Source organism: Actinoalloteichus fjordicus (assembly GCF_001941625.1).
Taxonomy (GTDB): Bacteria; Actinomycetota; Actinomycetes; order Mycobacteriales; family Pseudonocardiaceae; genus Actinoalloteichus_A; species Actinoalloteichus_A fjordicus.
Map to the genome: position 1 here is coordinate 2,445,141 of NZ_CP016076.1, position 13,552 is coordinate 2,458,692.

Genomic DNA, 13,552 nt, shown 5'->3' on the forward strand with positions numbered 1-13,552 from the left:
TGACTGCACGGTGAGGAAACGGGAGGCGGCAGGGATCTGCTCCGCGCCCGTGACGCCCGCGCGGGGTGATACGCGGCGCTCAGGGATCAGTCGTCGGTCGGGCTCCCCTCGTCAGATCGCGCCCGAGACGTCGCCGAGGAGCGCGGCCGCCTCGTCGAGCGATCGGTCACGGGGTCCGCCGCTGTAGCGCGGAGGTCGTGAAGAAGGACACGAAGCGGGTGAGCGCGTTCAGGCGGCGGGTGCGGGTGAATCCCCTTCCGGACATCGACGTTCCGAGCCGCACCAGGTCGCGGGTGCCGATGGTCAGCACGAAGCGCTGGACCTCGCCCGGCTCGCCGTCGACAGGGGAGATCTCGGTCCGCAGCGTGGTCAGCCCGGCCAGGAGGTCCACCGGGTTGCGGGACCGGACGGTCTTGGTGCCCGAGAGCTGCCACGGACGTCCCTGGTCGTCCTGGAAGCGCAGTGCGTACACCATCGCCTCGTGCCTGCCCTGGGGGAACAGCGACAGCGTTCCCGAGATCTCTACGTGCGTGGCGACGTCATCGATGTCGACCATGCCCCGCATCGACACCGTGTGCGCCTCGTCGGCGAGGAACGGGTCCAGGCCCGGAATCTCCGCCCGCAGGGACAGGACCATCCTCGGGTGCTCTCGGACGTGCGTGGCCATCTGTTCCTCGAAGACGATGCCGTCGCCCTTGGTGGCGGCGTGGAGCTTCGACTGGGACAGGTAGGCGCTGTCCTCGGGGACGTCGGCGGGCACCACCGAGTCCCATTCCGGTGCGCGCCACTCGGGTCGGCCGGATCGGCGGATGATCGTCTCCATCGACCGTTCCGCGGCGGCGAGGATCGTGGCGGAGGGGTTCACCCCGGTCGCTGCGGGAATCACCGAGCCGTCCATCACGAACAGGCCCGGATAGCCGTGTACCTCGCCCGCCTCGTCGACGACGCCGGTGGCGACGTCGGAGCCGGAACGCACCCCGCCCAACGCGTGGACGGTGATGGTGCGGCGGAGGAGGGACCAGGTGAAGGGGTTGTACAGCCGAGCGTCGAGGAGCTGCGCGATCGCCGGGCCGACACGCGTCTGGGACTTGTACAGCTGGGCCTGCCACCGGTTGTTCCAGGCCAGCGTGGCCTCGCCCCTGGCGTCCAGCCGCAGCGTCCCCTTACCCGAGTCCTTCCCCATTGCCAGCACGGTGAAGGTCTGGCGGGGATCGGTGTGCCGCACGCTGCGCTGCCACCAGTCGCGGACCTTCCTGCCGGGCAGGACCGTGTCGAACAGGGCGTTCAGCGGCGGAGGGAAGGCGCCGTCCTGCACCTGGTACCACACCGACCGCCGTCCCTCCGGCACGTCCAACACGGCGTTGGTCGTGATGGTGGGCCCCGTGGTCATGTCCGGCCGCTTGCCTCGCAGCTCGGCCAGCGTGAGGAAGTCGCCGTTGCCGGAGAATCCCTTGCCGAGCTGCTGAGAGAGGCCGGGCAGGGTGCGGTGCACGTCGCGGGAGCGGAGCAGGAGCTCGTTGGTCGCCACCGCACCGGCGGCGAGCACGACCTTGGGTGCGACCCACGTGCGCAGGGCGGCGTCGGGGTCGGAGGGGGTCGAGGCGTACACCGTGTAGCTGTCACCGTGCCGCTCGATGCGCTTGACCTGTGCGTCGGTGACGGCACGGGCGCCCGCATTCTCCGCTGCGGTGAGGTAGGTGTAGTCCAGCGTGTTCTTCGCTCCGTGGTTGCAGCCGATCACGCACTCACCGACGAACGCACATCCTCGGCGGGGAGCACCGTGGACGTTCGGCCGCCAGGTGTCCGGATCGCCGAAGGTCACCGCCAGGTTCGGCCGCACGGTGGCCTCGTCCTTGTCCGTGCCTTTGAGGAGTCCTTCCATGAGCTCCGTGCGGGGCGGTACCTTTCCGGTGCGGGGATCGTTGCCCACCGGCGAGACCCCCATCATGTGCGCGGCGAGGTCGTAGTACGGGTCGAGTTCCTCACGTCGTAGATGGGCAGGCCATTGTTCGCCCAGCGCCTGTCCGAAGGGGCGGGCGAACACGTTCGCGTAGACGAGTGATCCGCCGCCCCAGCCTGCCGCCTGGACACTGCCCATGTTGTCGAGCCAGCGGATGTCGTAAAGCCCTCGATCGAGGTCCCATAACCAGCCGTCCGTCAGCTCGGGCGCGCGGGGGAAGTCACCGAGCTTCCAGCGTCGGCCGCGTTCGAGGACGATGACCGAGAACCCGGCCTGCGCGAGGCGGGCAGCGGCCACGGCACCGCCGAACCCGCTGCCGACGACGATGGCATCGGCGTCGAATTGATCAGTCATGAGCGTTCCCTTCGGGGCGGGTGCCGTCGTGGGTGGGAGTGGCGCCCGCCGTGGACGGGCGTGTGGTCCGGGAGGACGGTGCGCCGCCGGACCAGAGATGCGGCCTGTTCGAAGAGGCGGCCGCAGCCCGGCACCGGGCGCACCGAACGACGTCTTCGCCCTGGCCGGCCAGGGCGGGACGAGGGCCGGGGCGGGCGCGAGGCCGTGGTCTGCCGTGGTGCTGCGACCAGCGGCCCCGCGCCCGTCGGCGGTCAGGCCGCGTGCTTGCCGGGCGCGGCGCTGCCCTTGTACTCCTTCAAGTTGGAGATCAACTCGACGAGGTCGGGCGTGGCGTCGAACCGGCGCTGGTGGATCGCGGCGAGCTTCGCGTCCATCTCCGGGTCCGGGTCGTCGGTGATGTCGAACGACGCGAACTTCTCGATCAGCGGCAGCCCCATCCGGTCGATCGCCAGGTGCGCCGGGTCGTTCATCATCTTCTCGTAGGTCTCGAGGTCCTCGACCGCGGAGACGGCTCCGTACTGGTACTCCCCGCCGAAGTCACGGCCGAAGACTCCGGACGAGTCGCCCGTGCTCTGCGCGCCGAGGCCCTCGACGATGGCGTCCGCCGTCTCCTTCGGGACGTCGGGCTTGATCGTGAAACGAATGCAGTGGTAGATCATGGCGGTTTCCTTTTCGCGGGTGTTCGGTGAACAGACCGATTACGGGTGAATCGGTGGTCAGGCCTGGCCGAAGAGCGCGGCGTGATCGCGGGCGAAGTCGGCGACGTCGCGAGCGGGACGTCCGGTGAGATCGGCGACGGAGGTGTGCACCTCGGCGGCCTCACCCTTGGCGTAGTGGGCGTAGTCCTCGACCAGGCCCGCCAGCTGCCACGGCGGGACCATTCCGGACAGAGCGGCGGTGAACTGCTCGGCGGGCACGTCCTGGAAGGCGATCTCCCGCCCGGTTGCCGCCGCCAGCGCCTGCGCGATCTCCTCATGGGTGACCGCCCGGGGGCCGGTCAGGGTGTAGGTCTGACCGGTGTGTCCCTCGCCGGTCAGCACCGCTGCGGCGGAGTCCGCGATGTCCCGGGTGTCGATCGCGCTGACGGCGGCCTCGCCGATGGGCGCGCCGAACCAGCCCTGTGCGATGGTGGGGGCGAAGCCGAGCAGCGACTGCAGGTAGAGATTGGGACGCAGCACCGTGTAATCGAGGCCGAGCTGCTGCACGTGCTTCTCGACCTCGGCGTGCCAGCGCAGGAACCGCACCGGCGAGTCCGTGCGCGCCGCGTACTGCGAGAGCAGCACGAGCCGATTCACCCCGGCCTTGACGGCAAGGTCGGCGAACCGGATCTGCAGCTCGGCGGCGTCCTCCTCCGAGGGGCTGTTGAGGAAGACCGCGTCGACGCCCTCGAGAGCGGCGGTGATCGAGTCCGGGTCCCGCAGGTCGGCGACGACGTTCTCGACGTCGGAGATCGACCGGTGGGAGTTGCGGATCATCGCGCGGACGGTGGCGCCGCGAGCCTGGAGAGCGGGGACCAGGGTGGACCCCACGGTCCCGGTCGCTCCGGTCACGAGCACGGTGGGTGCGTTCATTGTCTGGCGTCCTTATCTCGGTGTCGCCGAGGCCGTTCCTCGGCGGGGGGCTGTGTCGGGGCTCAGTGCATTCCTGTGGTGGCCTGGGTCGGCCGTGTTCGGGCAGGGGGGACGAGTGAGATCGCGAAGGCGACGAGGATGAGCACGGTCAGGGCGAGGAACGCGGTCGTGAACGAGATGTCCCCGTCGGCTCCGGCGGAGCCGATGGCGATCCCGGCCAGTGCGGCGAGACCGATCGCGCCGCCCAACTGCTGTGCGGTGCTGATCAACCCACTGACCAGGCCTGATTCGCCTTCCTTGCTGTCGCGCACCGCCATCGTGGTCGCATTGATGGTGCCGAGCCCGAAGCCGCTGCCGAGGAGCAGGAACGCGCCGATGAGGCTCACGGACAGGCCGCTGGTCGTCGGGTTCAGCGCCAGCCACAGCAGGCCTGTGAGCAGCAGGGCGAGCGCGGTCCGGAGCGAGCGGTCCGGACCGATGCGCTTGGCCAGCAGGGGCGAGGCGGCGCTGCCCGCGATGATCATGGCGGCGAAGGGGACCTGGGCCAGCCCGGTCGCCAACGCAGTCATCCCGAGCACCTCCTGCTGGTACAGGGGGAGGAAGAAGAGCAGGCTCGTCATCGTGGCGCCGAGCATCATCATCACCGAGCTCGCCATGACCACCGGTCTCGTGCGGAAGACGCCGAGCGGAACCAGGGGATGCGAGCAGCGGTTCTCGGTGATCACGAACGTCGCGAGGGAGGCGATGCCGATCCCGAGGCCGATCAGCGTGCCGGGCGCGGCCCAGCCGACCTCGGCGGCGAGGATCATGCTCAGTGCGAGTGCGGAGACTCCCACGGTGATCGTGATGGCACCGAGGACGTCGAACCGGCCGGGCCTGCCAGGGAACGCAGGCACCGCGCACGCCACGAGGATCGCGCTGATGACGCCGAACGGCACCGGGGTCCAGAACACCGACTGCCAGCCGAGCAGCTCGGTCAGCGTTCCGCCGAAGAAGACGCCGAGCAGACTGCCGATACCCGTGACCACGCCCCAGACGCCCATGACACGCGTGCGTTCCGTCGGCGACGGGTAAAGGGCGAGCAAGAGCGCCAGCGCGGAGGGCATCAGGACCGCGGCCCCGATTCCCTGCCCGATCCGCCCGATGATCAACGCAGGCCCGGTGGCGGCCAATGCGGAGCCCACCGACGCCACGAGGTAGACGGACATGGCGGCGAGAAACGTTCTCCGGGGCCCGAGCAGGTCGGCGAGACGGCCGCCAAGCAGCAACAGGCCGGCCAAGGACACCAGATAGCTGCTTGCGACCACCGTCAGTTCGGCGGCCGAGAGTCCCAGGCCCTCGCGGATCGCAGGCCCCGCGAGATTGACCATCGCGGTGCTGAGGACGACCAGGAAGGTGGAGGTCGCCAGGCCGGCCATCGCCACACCGCGCGGCACCCGTGGGCGGGCGGGCACCGTGGTGGTTGCGGTGTCGTTGCTCATCGCCTTTTTCCTTGTCCAGAGAGTGTGTGCTGCCACGTTCCGGAGCGCCTGCCGCCAGGGCGGCCGGAGCCGCGGAGGCTGGGGCGCCGCAGGCTCGTGCGGTGCGTCCGTCGCCTTGCGCTCTGATGATAGTGACTGGTCACTATCATCAGAGCCGAAAGAAAGGCTCCTCCTCGGAGTCTGCGGTCAAGAAAAGCCGGGCCCGCGCGTCGTCTTCGGTACCGGCCGACGTGCCATCCATGATGGACCGTCGGCGAGACGGCGGGGAGGTCGTGCGCTCGGCCGGTGTCGATCTCTGGACGGAACCTCAGCCCGCCTGGAGACCTCCCGTGTCCACCCGTGCATCACGGACCTCGGATGTCGGGATCCGCTCAGGTCGGTCACCCCTGAAGCAGGACGAGCCTCACCTCATGCATCGAAACGCCGGATCCGTCGCCATCGTCGGCAGCGGATCGCCGTCGGTCGCTTCGGGAGGGCGACTCCCGTTCGGCCGATGCGGATGCACGCCGTGGCGCTGCGATGAAGCTCCGTCTCAGGGAGAGGACTCGGATGAGGTGCGGGCGGGAGACCTCGGCATCCATGGCGATGGCCGCAGTCGAGCGGCCGTGCAGCCCGTTGCGACTCAACTCCTGCAACGTCACCGCGAGGGTCTGCTCGCGACGACGCTCGATGTCGATTCGTGGTCTCCGACCGACCGTCATGGTTGATAGTTAACAGTCACTACCAAGTCCGTGTCAACTCGCACCGCCGTGACGGCCACGCGTGGACCGGCCATCGTCGATGACCTGGTCGAAGGAACGGAGTTCCCCTGACGGCGGTGGCAGGCCGCTCGCCGGGCCGCCGCGACGCCAGCGGTCCTTCCTGGCAACTCTGAGCTGGCGTTTTCCGGTTGTCGACGACAGTCGGCCGCTGTGCGGAAGGAGGAGGGGTGAGCCACCGAATTCCGGTGCCGATACTGTGATCTAGGCCGCATCGAGCAGCGAGGCGACTCTGGCCCTGGCGGATCTCGGACACTCCGTCGCAAGCCGTGTTCCCGTTCCGGCTCCCGGGCCGGGGGATGGGCCTGCCTCGCTCTGGGCGTCGGCCGACAGCGCCGGTCAGGGACTTCACCGGACCTCGGCGTCCGCCGCCGAGCGGGGTGACCAGGTCCTGGCGGCGGCATCGAGCGTCGGAGGTCTCCCGGTACTCCCGGGCGCCGTCCCTGAGTCGCCAGAGACCACCGACGGACGGAGGCCGGCGCACCCCGGTCCGGTCTCGGGGCCGAGCCGCAGACGATCCCGACGTGCGGCGGACCAGCTGCCGTTCGCCGGGTGCGGCGGGGACGGATCCTTGACCCCGAGACACGAGCCCGGACCTCATGCCCCCGACGACGGTCACGTGCACCCCCCGCGAGACGGCCCGGCTTCCCACGGGTCGGGTGTCCGGTCGACCGGCCGAAGGCCGGCGATGCGGCGGGTTTCGGCGAGCCCGGGCTCGGGCGGACTCGTGTCCCGCCGAGCCGGATCTCACCAGCGCCGAGCCGACACCCGCCGCCCGCCGAGTCTCAGGACGCGGCGGCCACCTCGGCCTCGCGCGGTACGGAGATCTGGGTGACCGAACGCAGCATGCTCTGCTTGAAGGTCGCCACGAATCCCTCGACCGTGCCGGTGTCCCGAGGGTTGTTCAGATACGGCGCGAGTCTGCGCTCCACCTCCCGGACCCCGGGCTGCACGGCCATGAATCGTGCGACGGCATCGAGGTCGCCCTCGTACTCGATGAAGCGGACCAGCAGCCCGTCCCGGATGAAGACGGCCGTGGCCAGGATCTTGGCGGCCTCCCGTCCCTCGTCGTCGGGGACGGCAGGGGACCTGACCCGGCGAAAGCCGCTGAAGACCTCGGCGACCTCGTCCTCATGGCCGGGCTTGATGTCGTAGGTGATCGCGACGAACGGCATCGGACTTCTCCTCGTCATCTGTCGAGCGGGCTGTTCTCACTGGCGGTGAATCTCATCCGCGGTCCCGCGCATCCCGCGTGCGGGATCGACGAGACGGCCGTTGCAGTGACTCGGCGCCCGGACTCCACTCGCCCGTGTCGTGACGAGGCGGGTGAAGCGGGGAACCGGCGGGCAGGCCTACGGTCGTCCTGCCTGGTCACACCGGCCAGCCTGCGCGAGACCAGGCTGTCTCGGCGAACGCCCATTCGTAACGGATGCTGAGCGAGAACTGCTCGACGAGCTCTCGGCGCTGGGCGGTCGAGGCCTGTTCGGCCACGGCGTCGACCATGGCCAGGAAGCCCTTGACCGCGTAGCGGTATCCCTCACCCGGGTGATAGACCTCGATCCACGGCGCGTAGCGCGGCGAGGAGCGACGGGCGAGCAGATCGTCGGAGACCTGATGGTTGAACCAGACCATCGGCAGCAGCGCGCCGACCCCCGCGACGAAAGAGGTCGCCGAGGCGGCGGCGAAGAAGGCGCTGTGCGCATGCGTGGCCGGGTCCACCGGCGCGGTCTCCGTCGCGGCCCGCAGGCCCAGGTCCGGCGCCAGCTCGCCGTAGGCGGCGCGCAGCCGGTCGCGGGCCTCCAGCGAGTTGAACGCCGAGCGGCCGAACAGCGCCGTGTGTGCGTCCGACGGCGCGGCCGAGGCAGTCCTGGCCAGCGCTCGCGCATAGGCGGGGAGCAGGTGCAGGGTGTCCTGTTCCACGAAGTGACTCAGACATTCCGGCGGCAGCGTCCCGTCCCGCAGGCCGGACCAGAACGGATGGTCCTTGACCTTCGCCAGCACCGGCTCCGCGAGTTCGATGAGCTCTTCGTGAAACATGTTGCACCCTCCTGAGGAGACAGTGGACGTGGTCGCGCCGCCCCGCTCGACCCGAGGACGCCGCACCCGGCCGGCGACCGCAGGGCTGCTCCGCGGCGCGTCAGACCACCGGGCGGAACAGCCACGGAGCCGGACCTGGCCGGACCGGGACGGCGGAGTCACAGTTCGAGGCGCACCTGGTACTGCCGCAGCCAGCTGTCCAGCTGCAACACCATCTCGACGTCGCGCCGCTCGCCCCAGCCGGTGCTCTCGATGGGACGGCGCGCGCGGAACAGCTCGGACGACGACTGCTCGTCGAGCAGCGGCCGGACCGGGCTGCTCGGATCGGTCATCACCGCGTCGAACTCCTCGCGCAGCAGCCGTCCGTACCCGGGGTCCTGCGTCACGGGGAACGGACTCTTCTTGCGTTTCAGCACCGACGGCGGCAGCAGATCCGCGACGGCGGCCCGCAACACGCTCTTCTCCATCCCGTCGGCGTTCTTCATCTCCCACGGGATGTTGAACGCGTACTCGACCAGTCGGTGGTCGCAGTACGGGACACGCAGCTCCAGCCCCACGGCCATCCCGAGCCGATCGTCGCGGGCCAGCAACAGCGGAAGCCAGTGCGTGAGATGCAGGAATCCGGTCTGCCGCATGAGTCGGGCCTGGTCGTCCTCGCCGTCGAGCCACGGCGTGGCCGCCACGGCGGCGGCGTAGTGATCCCGCGAATAACCGGGCACGTCGACGCGCGTGAGCAGCGACTTGTCGAGCAGCCCCGTGCTGCGACCCAGCGGCGACTTCTTCAGCCCCATCGCGACCCAGGGGAAGTTCCCCGAACTCAGCAGGCTCGGGTCGCGGAAGGACTGATAGCCGCCGAACAGCTCGTCGGCGATCTCGCCCATCAGGGCGACGGTCGAGCGCTCCCGCACCGATCGCAGCAGCAGATACAGCGATCGGTCCATGTCGGGGATCGGCGTGGGCAGGTCCTGGGCGTGCAGCGTGGCGAGCGCGACGACTGGGTCCACCATGTCCGACGTCCGCAGCCGCACCGGCTCGTGCCGGGTGCCGAGGTGCCGCGCGACCTCCACGGCGAAGGGCGAGTCGTTGTCCTGGTGCCAGTGGTCCCTTCGAAAGTTCTCCTCCTGGCCCTCGAACTCCACGGAGAAGGTACGTACCTGCTCCGACGAGGCCATCCCGGCGAAGGCGGCGATGGCACTGGAATCGAGCCCGCCGGAGAGCAGCGTGCACAAGGGGACGTCCGACACCAGTTCGGCCGCGACGGACTCGGACAGCAGGTGCCGCACCGTCGCCACCGTCGTCTCGAAGTCGTCGGTGTGCTCCCGGCTCGCGACCGACCAGTAGCGGCGCTTCTCCATCGACTTCTGTCGGACGAGGATCACCTGGCCGGGCTCGACCTCGGCGATGTCCCGGTAGACGGCCTTGCCGGGCGTGGAGATGTAGGTGAGCAGCTCGGCCAGGCCCTCGGTGTCGACCACCGCGTCGATCAGCGGATGGGCGAGGAGCGCCTTGGGCTCCGAGGCGAAGGCGATCCCCTCGCCTACCCGCGAGTAGAACAGCGGTTTGACGCCCAGCCGGTCCCGCGCCAGCATGAGCTGCCTGGCGCGCGGGTCCCAGACGGCGAAGGCGAACATGCCGTCCAGCCGGTCCACACAGGCCGGTCCCCACTCCAGATAGGAGCGCAGGACGACCTCGGTGTCGCCGTCGGAGTGGAAGCGATGTCCCCGGCTCACCAGCTCCGCACGCAGCGCGCGGAAGTTGTACACCTCGCCGTTGTAGACCAGCACGGCCAGGGTCTGGCCGTGCTCCTCCGCCCGCGCAGGCTGACGGCCGCCGGGCAGGTCGATGACGGCGAGCCTGCGGAAGCCGAGCGCGGCGCGTTCGTCGGCCCACACGCCCTCGTCGTCGGGTCCTCGGTTGGCCAGGGTGGCCACCATGGTTCGAACCGTGCTGACCTGCTCTCGTAAGTCGCGCTGGAAGTCGATCCAACCCGCGATTCCGCACATCTCGTCGTCAACCCCGTTCCCGGTGGGCGGCTGTCTGGTCTCTGGGTCAGCCGACCGGCGTCGGCACGGCGGCCAGCGCCGCCAGCTCGGCGACGACGTCGGCGGGCGGAGCCGAGACACGCATCTCCTCGGCGACGGCACGGGCCCGGTCGGGCGCGTGGCCTGCGAGGACGCGGTCCACCGACTCACGCAGCGTCTCCGGCGTCAGGTCGCCGGGATCGAGCACCTCGCCGACGCCTGCGGCGCGGACCTGGCCGGAGTGACCGGCGTGGTCGGGGAGCCTGGGCACCAGGAGCAACGGCAGCCCGTGGCTCAGCGTCGTCAGGATCGTGCCTGCACCGCCGTGGCCGACGAGCAGATCACAGCTCGGCAGGATCGCGTCCACCGGCGTGTCGACCAGGACGGTCGCGTTGTCGGGCACGTCGTCGACCAGCGGTCGCTGCGCAGCGGACACGGCCGCGACCACCTCGACGTCGGAGGTGCCCAGTGCGGAGAGGATCTCGGGCAGCAGGAACAGCGACGGGTCGAGCTTGGCCATCGTGTGTCCCCAAGTGACGCACACGCGAGGGCGAGAGGTGCGGGCGGGCAGTGGTACGACGGCGGGACCGGACCCGTTGAACGGCACGTAGCGCATCGGGATGCGTCGGTAGTCCGTAGGCACCTGGAGGCTCGTGGGCGTCGGGTCGACGGTGGCGACGCCGAAGGGCTCCAGATCGGTCAACTCGTGCCGCTCGCCGAGCGGGGCCAGCAGTTCGGGCAGTATTCCCCTGGCCCGCAGCAGGAGATCGGTGCCGTACAGGTGCCGCACCGAGGGCACACCGATCGCCGAGGCCGCGATCGGCCCGGCTAACGCGGTCGGCTCGTGCACGATCAGGTCCGGTCGCCAGTCTCTGGCGAGCGTGACCAGGTCGTCGACCATGGACTCGGCGTGGGCCAGGAACATCCGCATGGCGCGCGGGCCCTTGCCGGTCTGCTTCGCCTGTCCCGTCAGCTCCTCGCTGCGGGCGGAGGGCAACACGTAGCCGCGGACCAGGTCCGCGGCGTCGACGTCGGCGCCGACGGTGGCCGACGGCAGTCCGGTGCTGATCATCTCCCTCGCCAGCTCCGGCTGACTGACGACCAGCACCTCGTGTCCCGCCGCGCGGCAGGCCCACGCGAGCGGCACCATCGCGTAGAGGTGTGACGGCCATGCCCATGTCGTGAACAGCACCCGCATCGTCTGCTCCCATCCCTGCCTGCCGTCGGTCGACTCCGAGCGCGGATCACCGTGACGGACCGGACTCGCACGGCGCTCAAAGACCGATGGGAGCACCGAGGCTCTTCGCAGCTCACGGGCGGACGTCCCAGTGATCGTCGAGCGACGCGGAACACGATCTGCCAGGCGATCCGTCGGCGGACGTGCGAGTGCCCGCCGGTCGGCGGCGAGCCGCCCAGGGGCGAACCCGCCCGGGGTGACCAGGTGAGGAGGATCAGGTGAGCACTGGACGTACCGCGCTGGTCACGGGCGCGAACAGGGGACTCGGCCGGGCGGTGGCCGCCGCACTGCATGCCAGAGGGCTGCGGGTGGTGCTGGCGGGTCGCGATCGGTCCTCGGTGGAGCAGGCGGCGGCCGAACTGGGCGCGGGGGCCTCGGGATGCGTCCTGGACGTGACCGACTCGACGAGCGTCCTGGCCGCCCGTGCGCTGATCGGCCCGGTGGACGTGCTGGTCAACAACGCGGGCGTCCTGCTGGACGGCGGCGGTGATCCCCTCACGGTCGATCTCGACCTGGTACGAGACACCCTCGCCGTCAACGTGCTCGGCTCGTGGCGGGTGTCGCAGGCCTTCGTGCCGGACATGGTCACGCGGGGCTGGGGACGGGTGGTGATCGTCTCCAGCGGGACGGGATCGTTCAGCAACGGCCTCTTCACCGGCGCACCGGGATACTCCGTCTCCAAGACCGCGCTCAACGGCCTCACCACCATGCTCGCCGCGCAGACCGAGAACACTGGAGTGCTCGTCAACGCCGTCAACCCCGGCCCCACACGGACCCGGATGATGCCCCGTGCCGAACGCAGTCCCGAGGAGGCGGGCGAACTGATCGCGGATGCCGCGACGCTGCCCGACGACGGGCCGTCCGGCCGATTCCTGCGGGGGACACAGGTGCTGCCGTGGTGATCGGCGATGCCTGCCGTCTTCGTTCCCGAGGCGGCCATCGCGCCCGTCGAGGCTTTCGTGCCGCCGCGTCGGAGCGGCGGCCCGTCCTCGACGTCGGGGGCCTCGCTGGTCGCCGTCGTCCGGCCTCGGCAGGCCCCGCTCGGGCGGGCCGGTTCGTGAACGGAAGCAGTCATACGCGGTTCGGCCGATGACTGGGAGGGCGCCGTCGCGTAACGTATACGTAGTACGGCTACTTTTCGATTCCCCTGGGCATGCAGACCCGGTTCGGGAGGACGGTACCGCTGGTATGGACGCCGACCGGGGCGACTCCGCTTCTGGCAGGCTGCTGGTGCTGCCGATCACGGAGAGTCGCTGTCGTGAGGCGCGGTACATGGGAGCGGAACTGGCCGTGCAGGCAGGCACCTTCGGTCGGGTCGCCAATCCCGGCACCGTGGTGCTGAGTGGTCCGATGCCGCAGTGGCGGGCGGACAGGCCGTCCAGGTCGGCCGCGCTCGAGCACGTCGTCGAGAAGTCGTTCTCGGTGCGCGCCTGGCTGGTGATCGAGGGCGAGCCCGACCGACGTGTCGGCCCCGTGCTGAACAATCTCGACGCGGACGTGCTGTCGGAGACCCTCGTCGAACTCGTCATGGTCGCCGCGGGCATGGAACCGAGGGCGGACGCCCGGCTCGTCGTCGCGGTGCAGCGGTTCGTCGACGTGGAGGCCACCGTCCTGGCGGTCCTGCGGGACGAGACGGTGCGGCTGCGCACCTGTTGGGGACTGGCAGAGGCCGTGGACGGACCGCCGTACTTCGACGAGCTGTGGCTCACCGCAGACGGACTCCGGGTGCTGCGGGAGCGAGTGGTCGACAAGCCGATCGCGACCCGGGCGGCCTTCGGCGGCACCGAGGGGCGCTCCGTGCCCCGCGGCCGTCGCCGCATTCCGGTCCTCGATCCGGCGGGGGCCAGGCTGGTCGCGACGCTGGCCGCCGAACTCGACGCGGGCATCTCGGCCTCCGTCGAATGGGAGTTCGGACTGCTTGCGGACGAGGTCGTCCTGTTGTCGTGTCCCCCTACCGAGTGATCTTCGCCGATCGAGTGATCAGGAGCGACTGACCTCGTCGATCTGTTGTGCCGTCGACGGGTGCAAGTGCAGGCGCGAATCCTCGGTCTGCCCAGTCGTTCTCCAGGCCTCCTCGCCCGGTCGCAGCGCTGGTGACAGGCCTGCGGACGAGTGCGGAAGGCGGGAGAAGGC

Annotated in this window: 10 protein-coding genes; 2 read left to right on the plus strand and 8 right to left on the minus strand. The window is 70.1% G+C overall.

Annotated elements, in window-relative coordinates; all coding sequences use genetic code 11:
* Positions 1 to 166: 166 nt before the first annotated feature.
* The 8 genes from UA74_RS11010 to UA74_RS11050 all read right to left on the minus strand — a co-directional run bounded on the left by UA74_RS11010 (position 167) and on the right by UA74_RS11050 (position 11,380).
* Complete coding sequence (locus tag UA74_RS11010) at positions 167 to 2,314, minus strand: GMC oxidoreductase (RefSeq protein ID WP_075740171.1); 2,148 nt, start codon at positions 2,312 to 2,314, stop codon at positions 167 to 169.
* Between the two features lie 251 nt (positions 2,315 to 2,565).
* Positions 2,566 to 2,973 (minus strand): Dabb family protein, encoded by a 408-nt coding sequence (locus UA74_RS11015; RefSeq protein WP_075740172.1) that lies wholly within the window; start codon positions 2,971 to 2,973, stop codon positions 2,566 to 2,568.
* 57 nt (positions 2,974 to 3,030) lie between these two features.
* Positions 3,031 to 3,885, minus strand: a complete 855-nt coding sequence (locus UA74_RS11020; protein ID WP_075740173.1) for an SDR family oxidoreductase — start codon at positions 3,883 to 3,885, stop codon at positions 3,031 to 3,033.
* A 62-nt stretch (positions 3,886 to 3,947) separates the two neighbouring features.
* On the minus strand, positions 3,948 to 5,366 hold the full coding sequence (locus UA74_RS11025) for an MFS transporter (RefSeq protein WP_075740174.1): 1,419 nt from the start codon (positions 5,364 to 5,366) through the stop codon (positions 3,948 to 3,950).
* A gap of 1,543 nt (positions 5,367 to 6,909) precedes the next feature.
* Positions 6,910 to 7,299 (minus strand): SchA/CurD-like domain-containing protein, encoded by a 390-nt coding sequence (locus UA74_RS11035; RefSeq protein ID WP_075764321.1) that lies wholly within the window; start codon positions 7,297 to 7,299, stop codon positions 6,910 to 6,912.
* A gap of 196 nt (positions 7,300 to 7,495) precedes the next feature.
* Entirely contained in the window at positions 7,496 to 8,161 is a 666-nt protein-coding gene (locus UA74_RS11040) for a TenA family protein (protein WP_075740177.1), read from the minus strand.
* Between the two features lie 158 nt (positions 8,162 to 8,319).
* On the minus strand, positions 8,320 to 10,164 hold the full coding sequence (gene asnB / locus UA74_RS11045; RefSeq protein WP_075740178.1) for an asparagine synthase (glutamine-hydrolyzing): 1,845 nt from the start codon (positions 10,162 to 10,164) through the stop codon (positions 8,320 to 8,322).
* Positions 10,165 to 10,210: 46 nt separating this feature from the next.
* Entirely contained in the window at positions 10,211 to 11,380 is a 1,170-nt protein-coding gene (locus tag UA74_RS11050) for a nucleotide disphospho-sugar-binding domain-containing protein (RefSeq protein WP_075740179.1), read from the minus strand.
* A 257-nt stretch (positions 11,381 to 11,637) separates the two neighbouring features.
* On the opposite strand from UA74_RS11050, the gene UA74_RS11055 reads away from it, so the two are divergent.
* Positions 11,638 to 12,321 carry an SDR family NAD(P)-dependent oxidoreductase gene (locus UA74_RS11055; RefSeq protein WP_075740180.1) on the plus strand — a complete coding sequence of 228 codons (684 nt, stop codon included), beginning with the start codon at positions 11,638 to 11,640 and terminating at the stop codon, positions 12,319 to 12,321.
* A gap of 286 nt (positions 12,322 to 12,607) precedes the next feature.
* On the plus strand, positions 12,608 to 13,381 hold the full coding sequence (locus UA74_RS11060) for a hypothetical protein (RefSeq protein WP_075740181.1): 774 nt from the start codon (positions 12,608 to 12,610) through the stop codon (positions 13,379 to 13,381).
* The last annotated feature ends 171 nt before the right edge of the window (positions 13,382 to 13,552 follow it).

Excerpts from the sequence above, each read along its gene's own strand:
- UA74_RS11010 (WP_075740171.1), bottom strand. The coding sequence starts at position 2,314 with ATGACTGATCAATTCGACGCCGATGCCATCGTCGTCGGCAGCGGGTTC.
- UA74_RS11015 (WP_075740172.1), bottom strand. The coding sequence starts at position 2,973 with ATGATCTACCACTGCATTCGTTTCACGATCAAGCCCGACGTCCCGAAG.
- UA74_RS11020 (WP_075740173.1), bottom strand. The coding sequence starts at position 3,885 with ATGAACGCACCCACCGTGCTCGTGACCGGAGCGACCGGGACCGTGGGG.
- UA74_RS11025 (WP_075740174.1), bottom strand. The coding sequence starts at position 5,366 with ATGAGCAACGACACCGCAACCACCACGGTGCCCGCCCGCCCACGGGTG.
- UA74_RS11035 (WP_075764321.1), bottom strand. The coding sequence starts at position 7,299 with ATGCCGTTCGTCGCGATCACCTACGACATCAAGCCCGGCCATGAGGAC.
- UA74_RS11040 (WP_075740177.1), bottom strand. The coding sequence starts at position 8,161 with ATGTTTCACGAAGAGCTCATCGAACTCGCGGAGCCGGTGCTGGCGAAG.
- asnB (WP_075740178.1), bottom strand. The coding sequence starts at position 10,164 with ATGTGCGGAATCGCGGGTTGGATCGACTTCCAGCGCGACTTACGAGAG.
- UA74_RS11050 (WP_075740179.1), bottom strand. The coding sequence starts at position 11,380 with ATGCGGGTGCTGTTCACGACATGGGCATGGCCGTCACACCTCTACGCG.
- UA74_RS11060 (WP_075740181.1), top strand. The coding sequence starts at position 12,608 with ATGGACGCCGACCGGGGCGACTCCGCTTCTGGCAGGCTGCTGGTGCTG.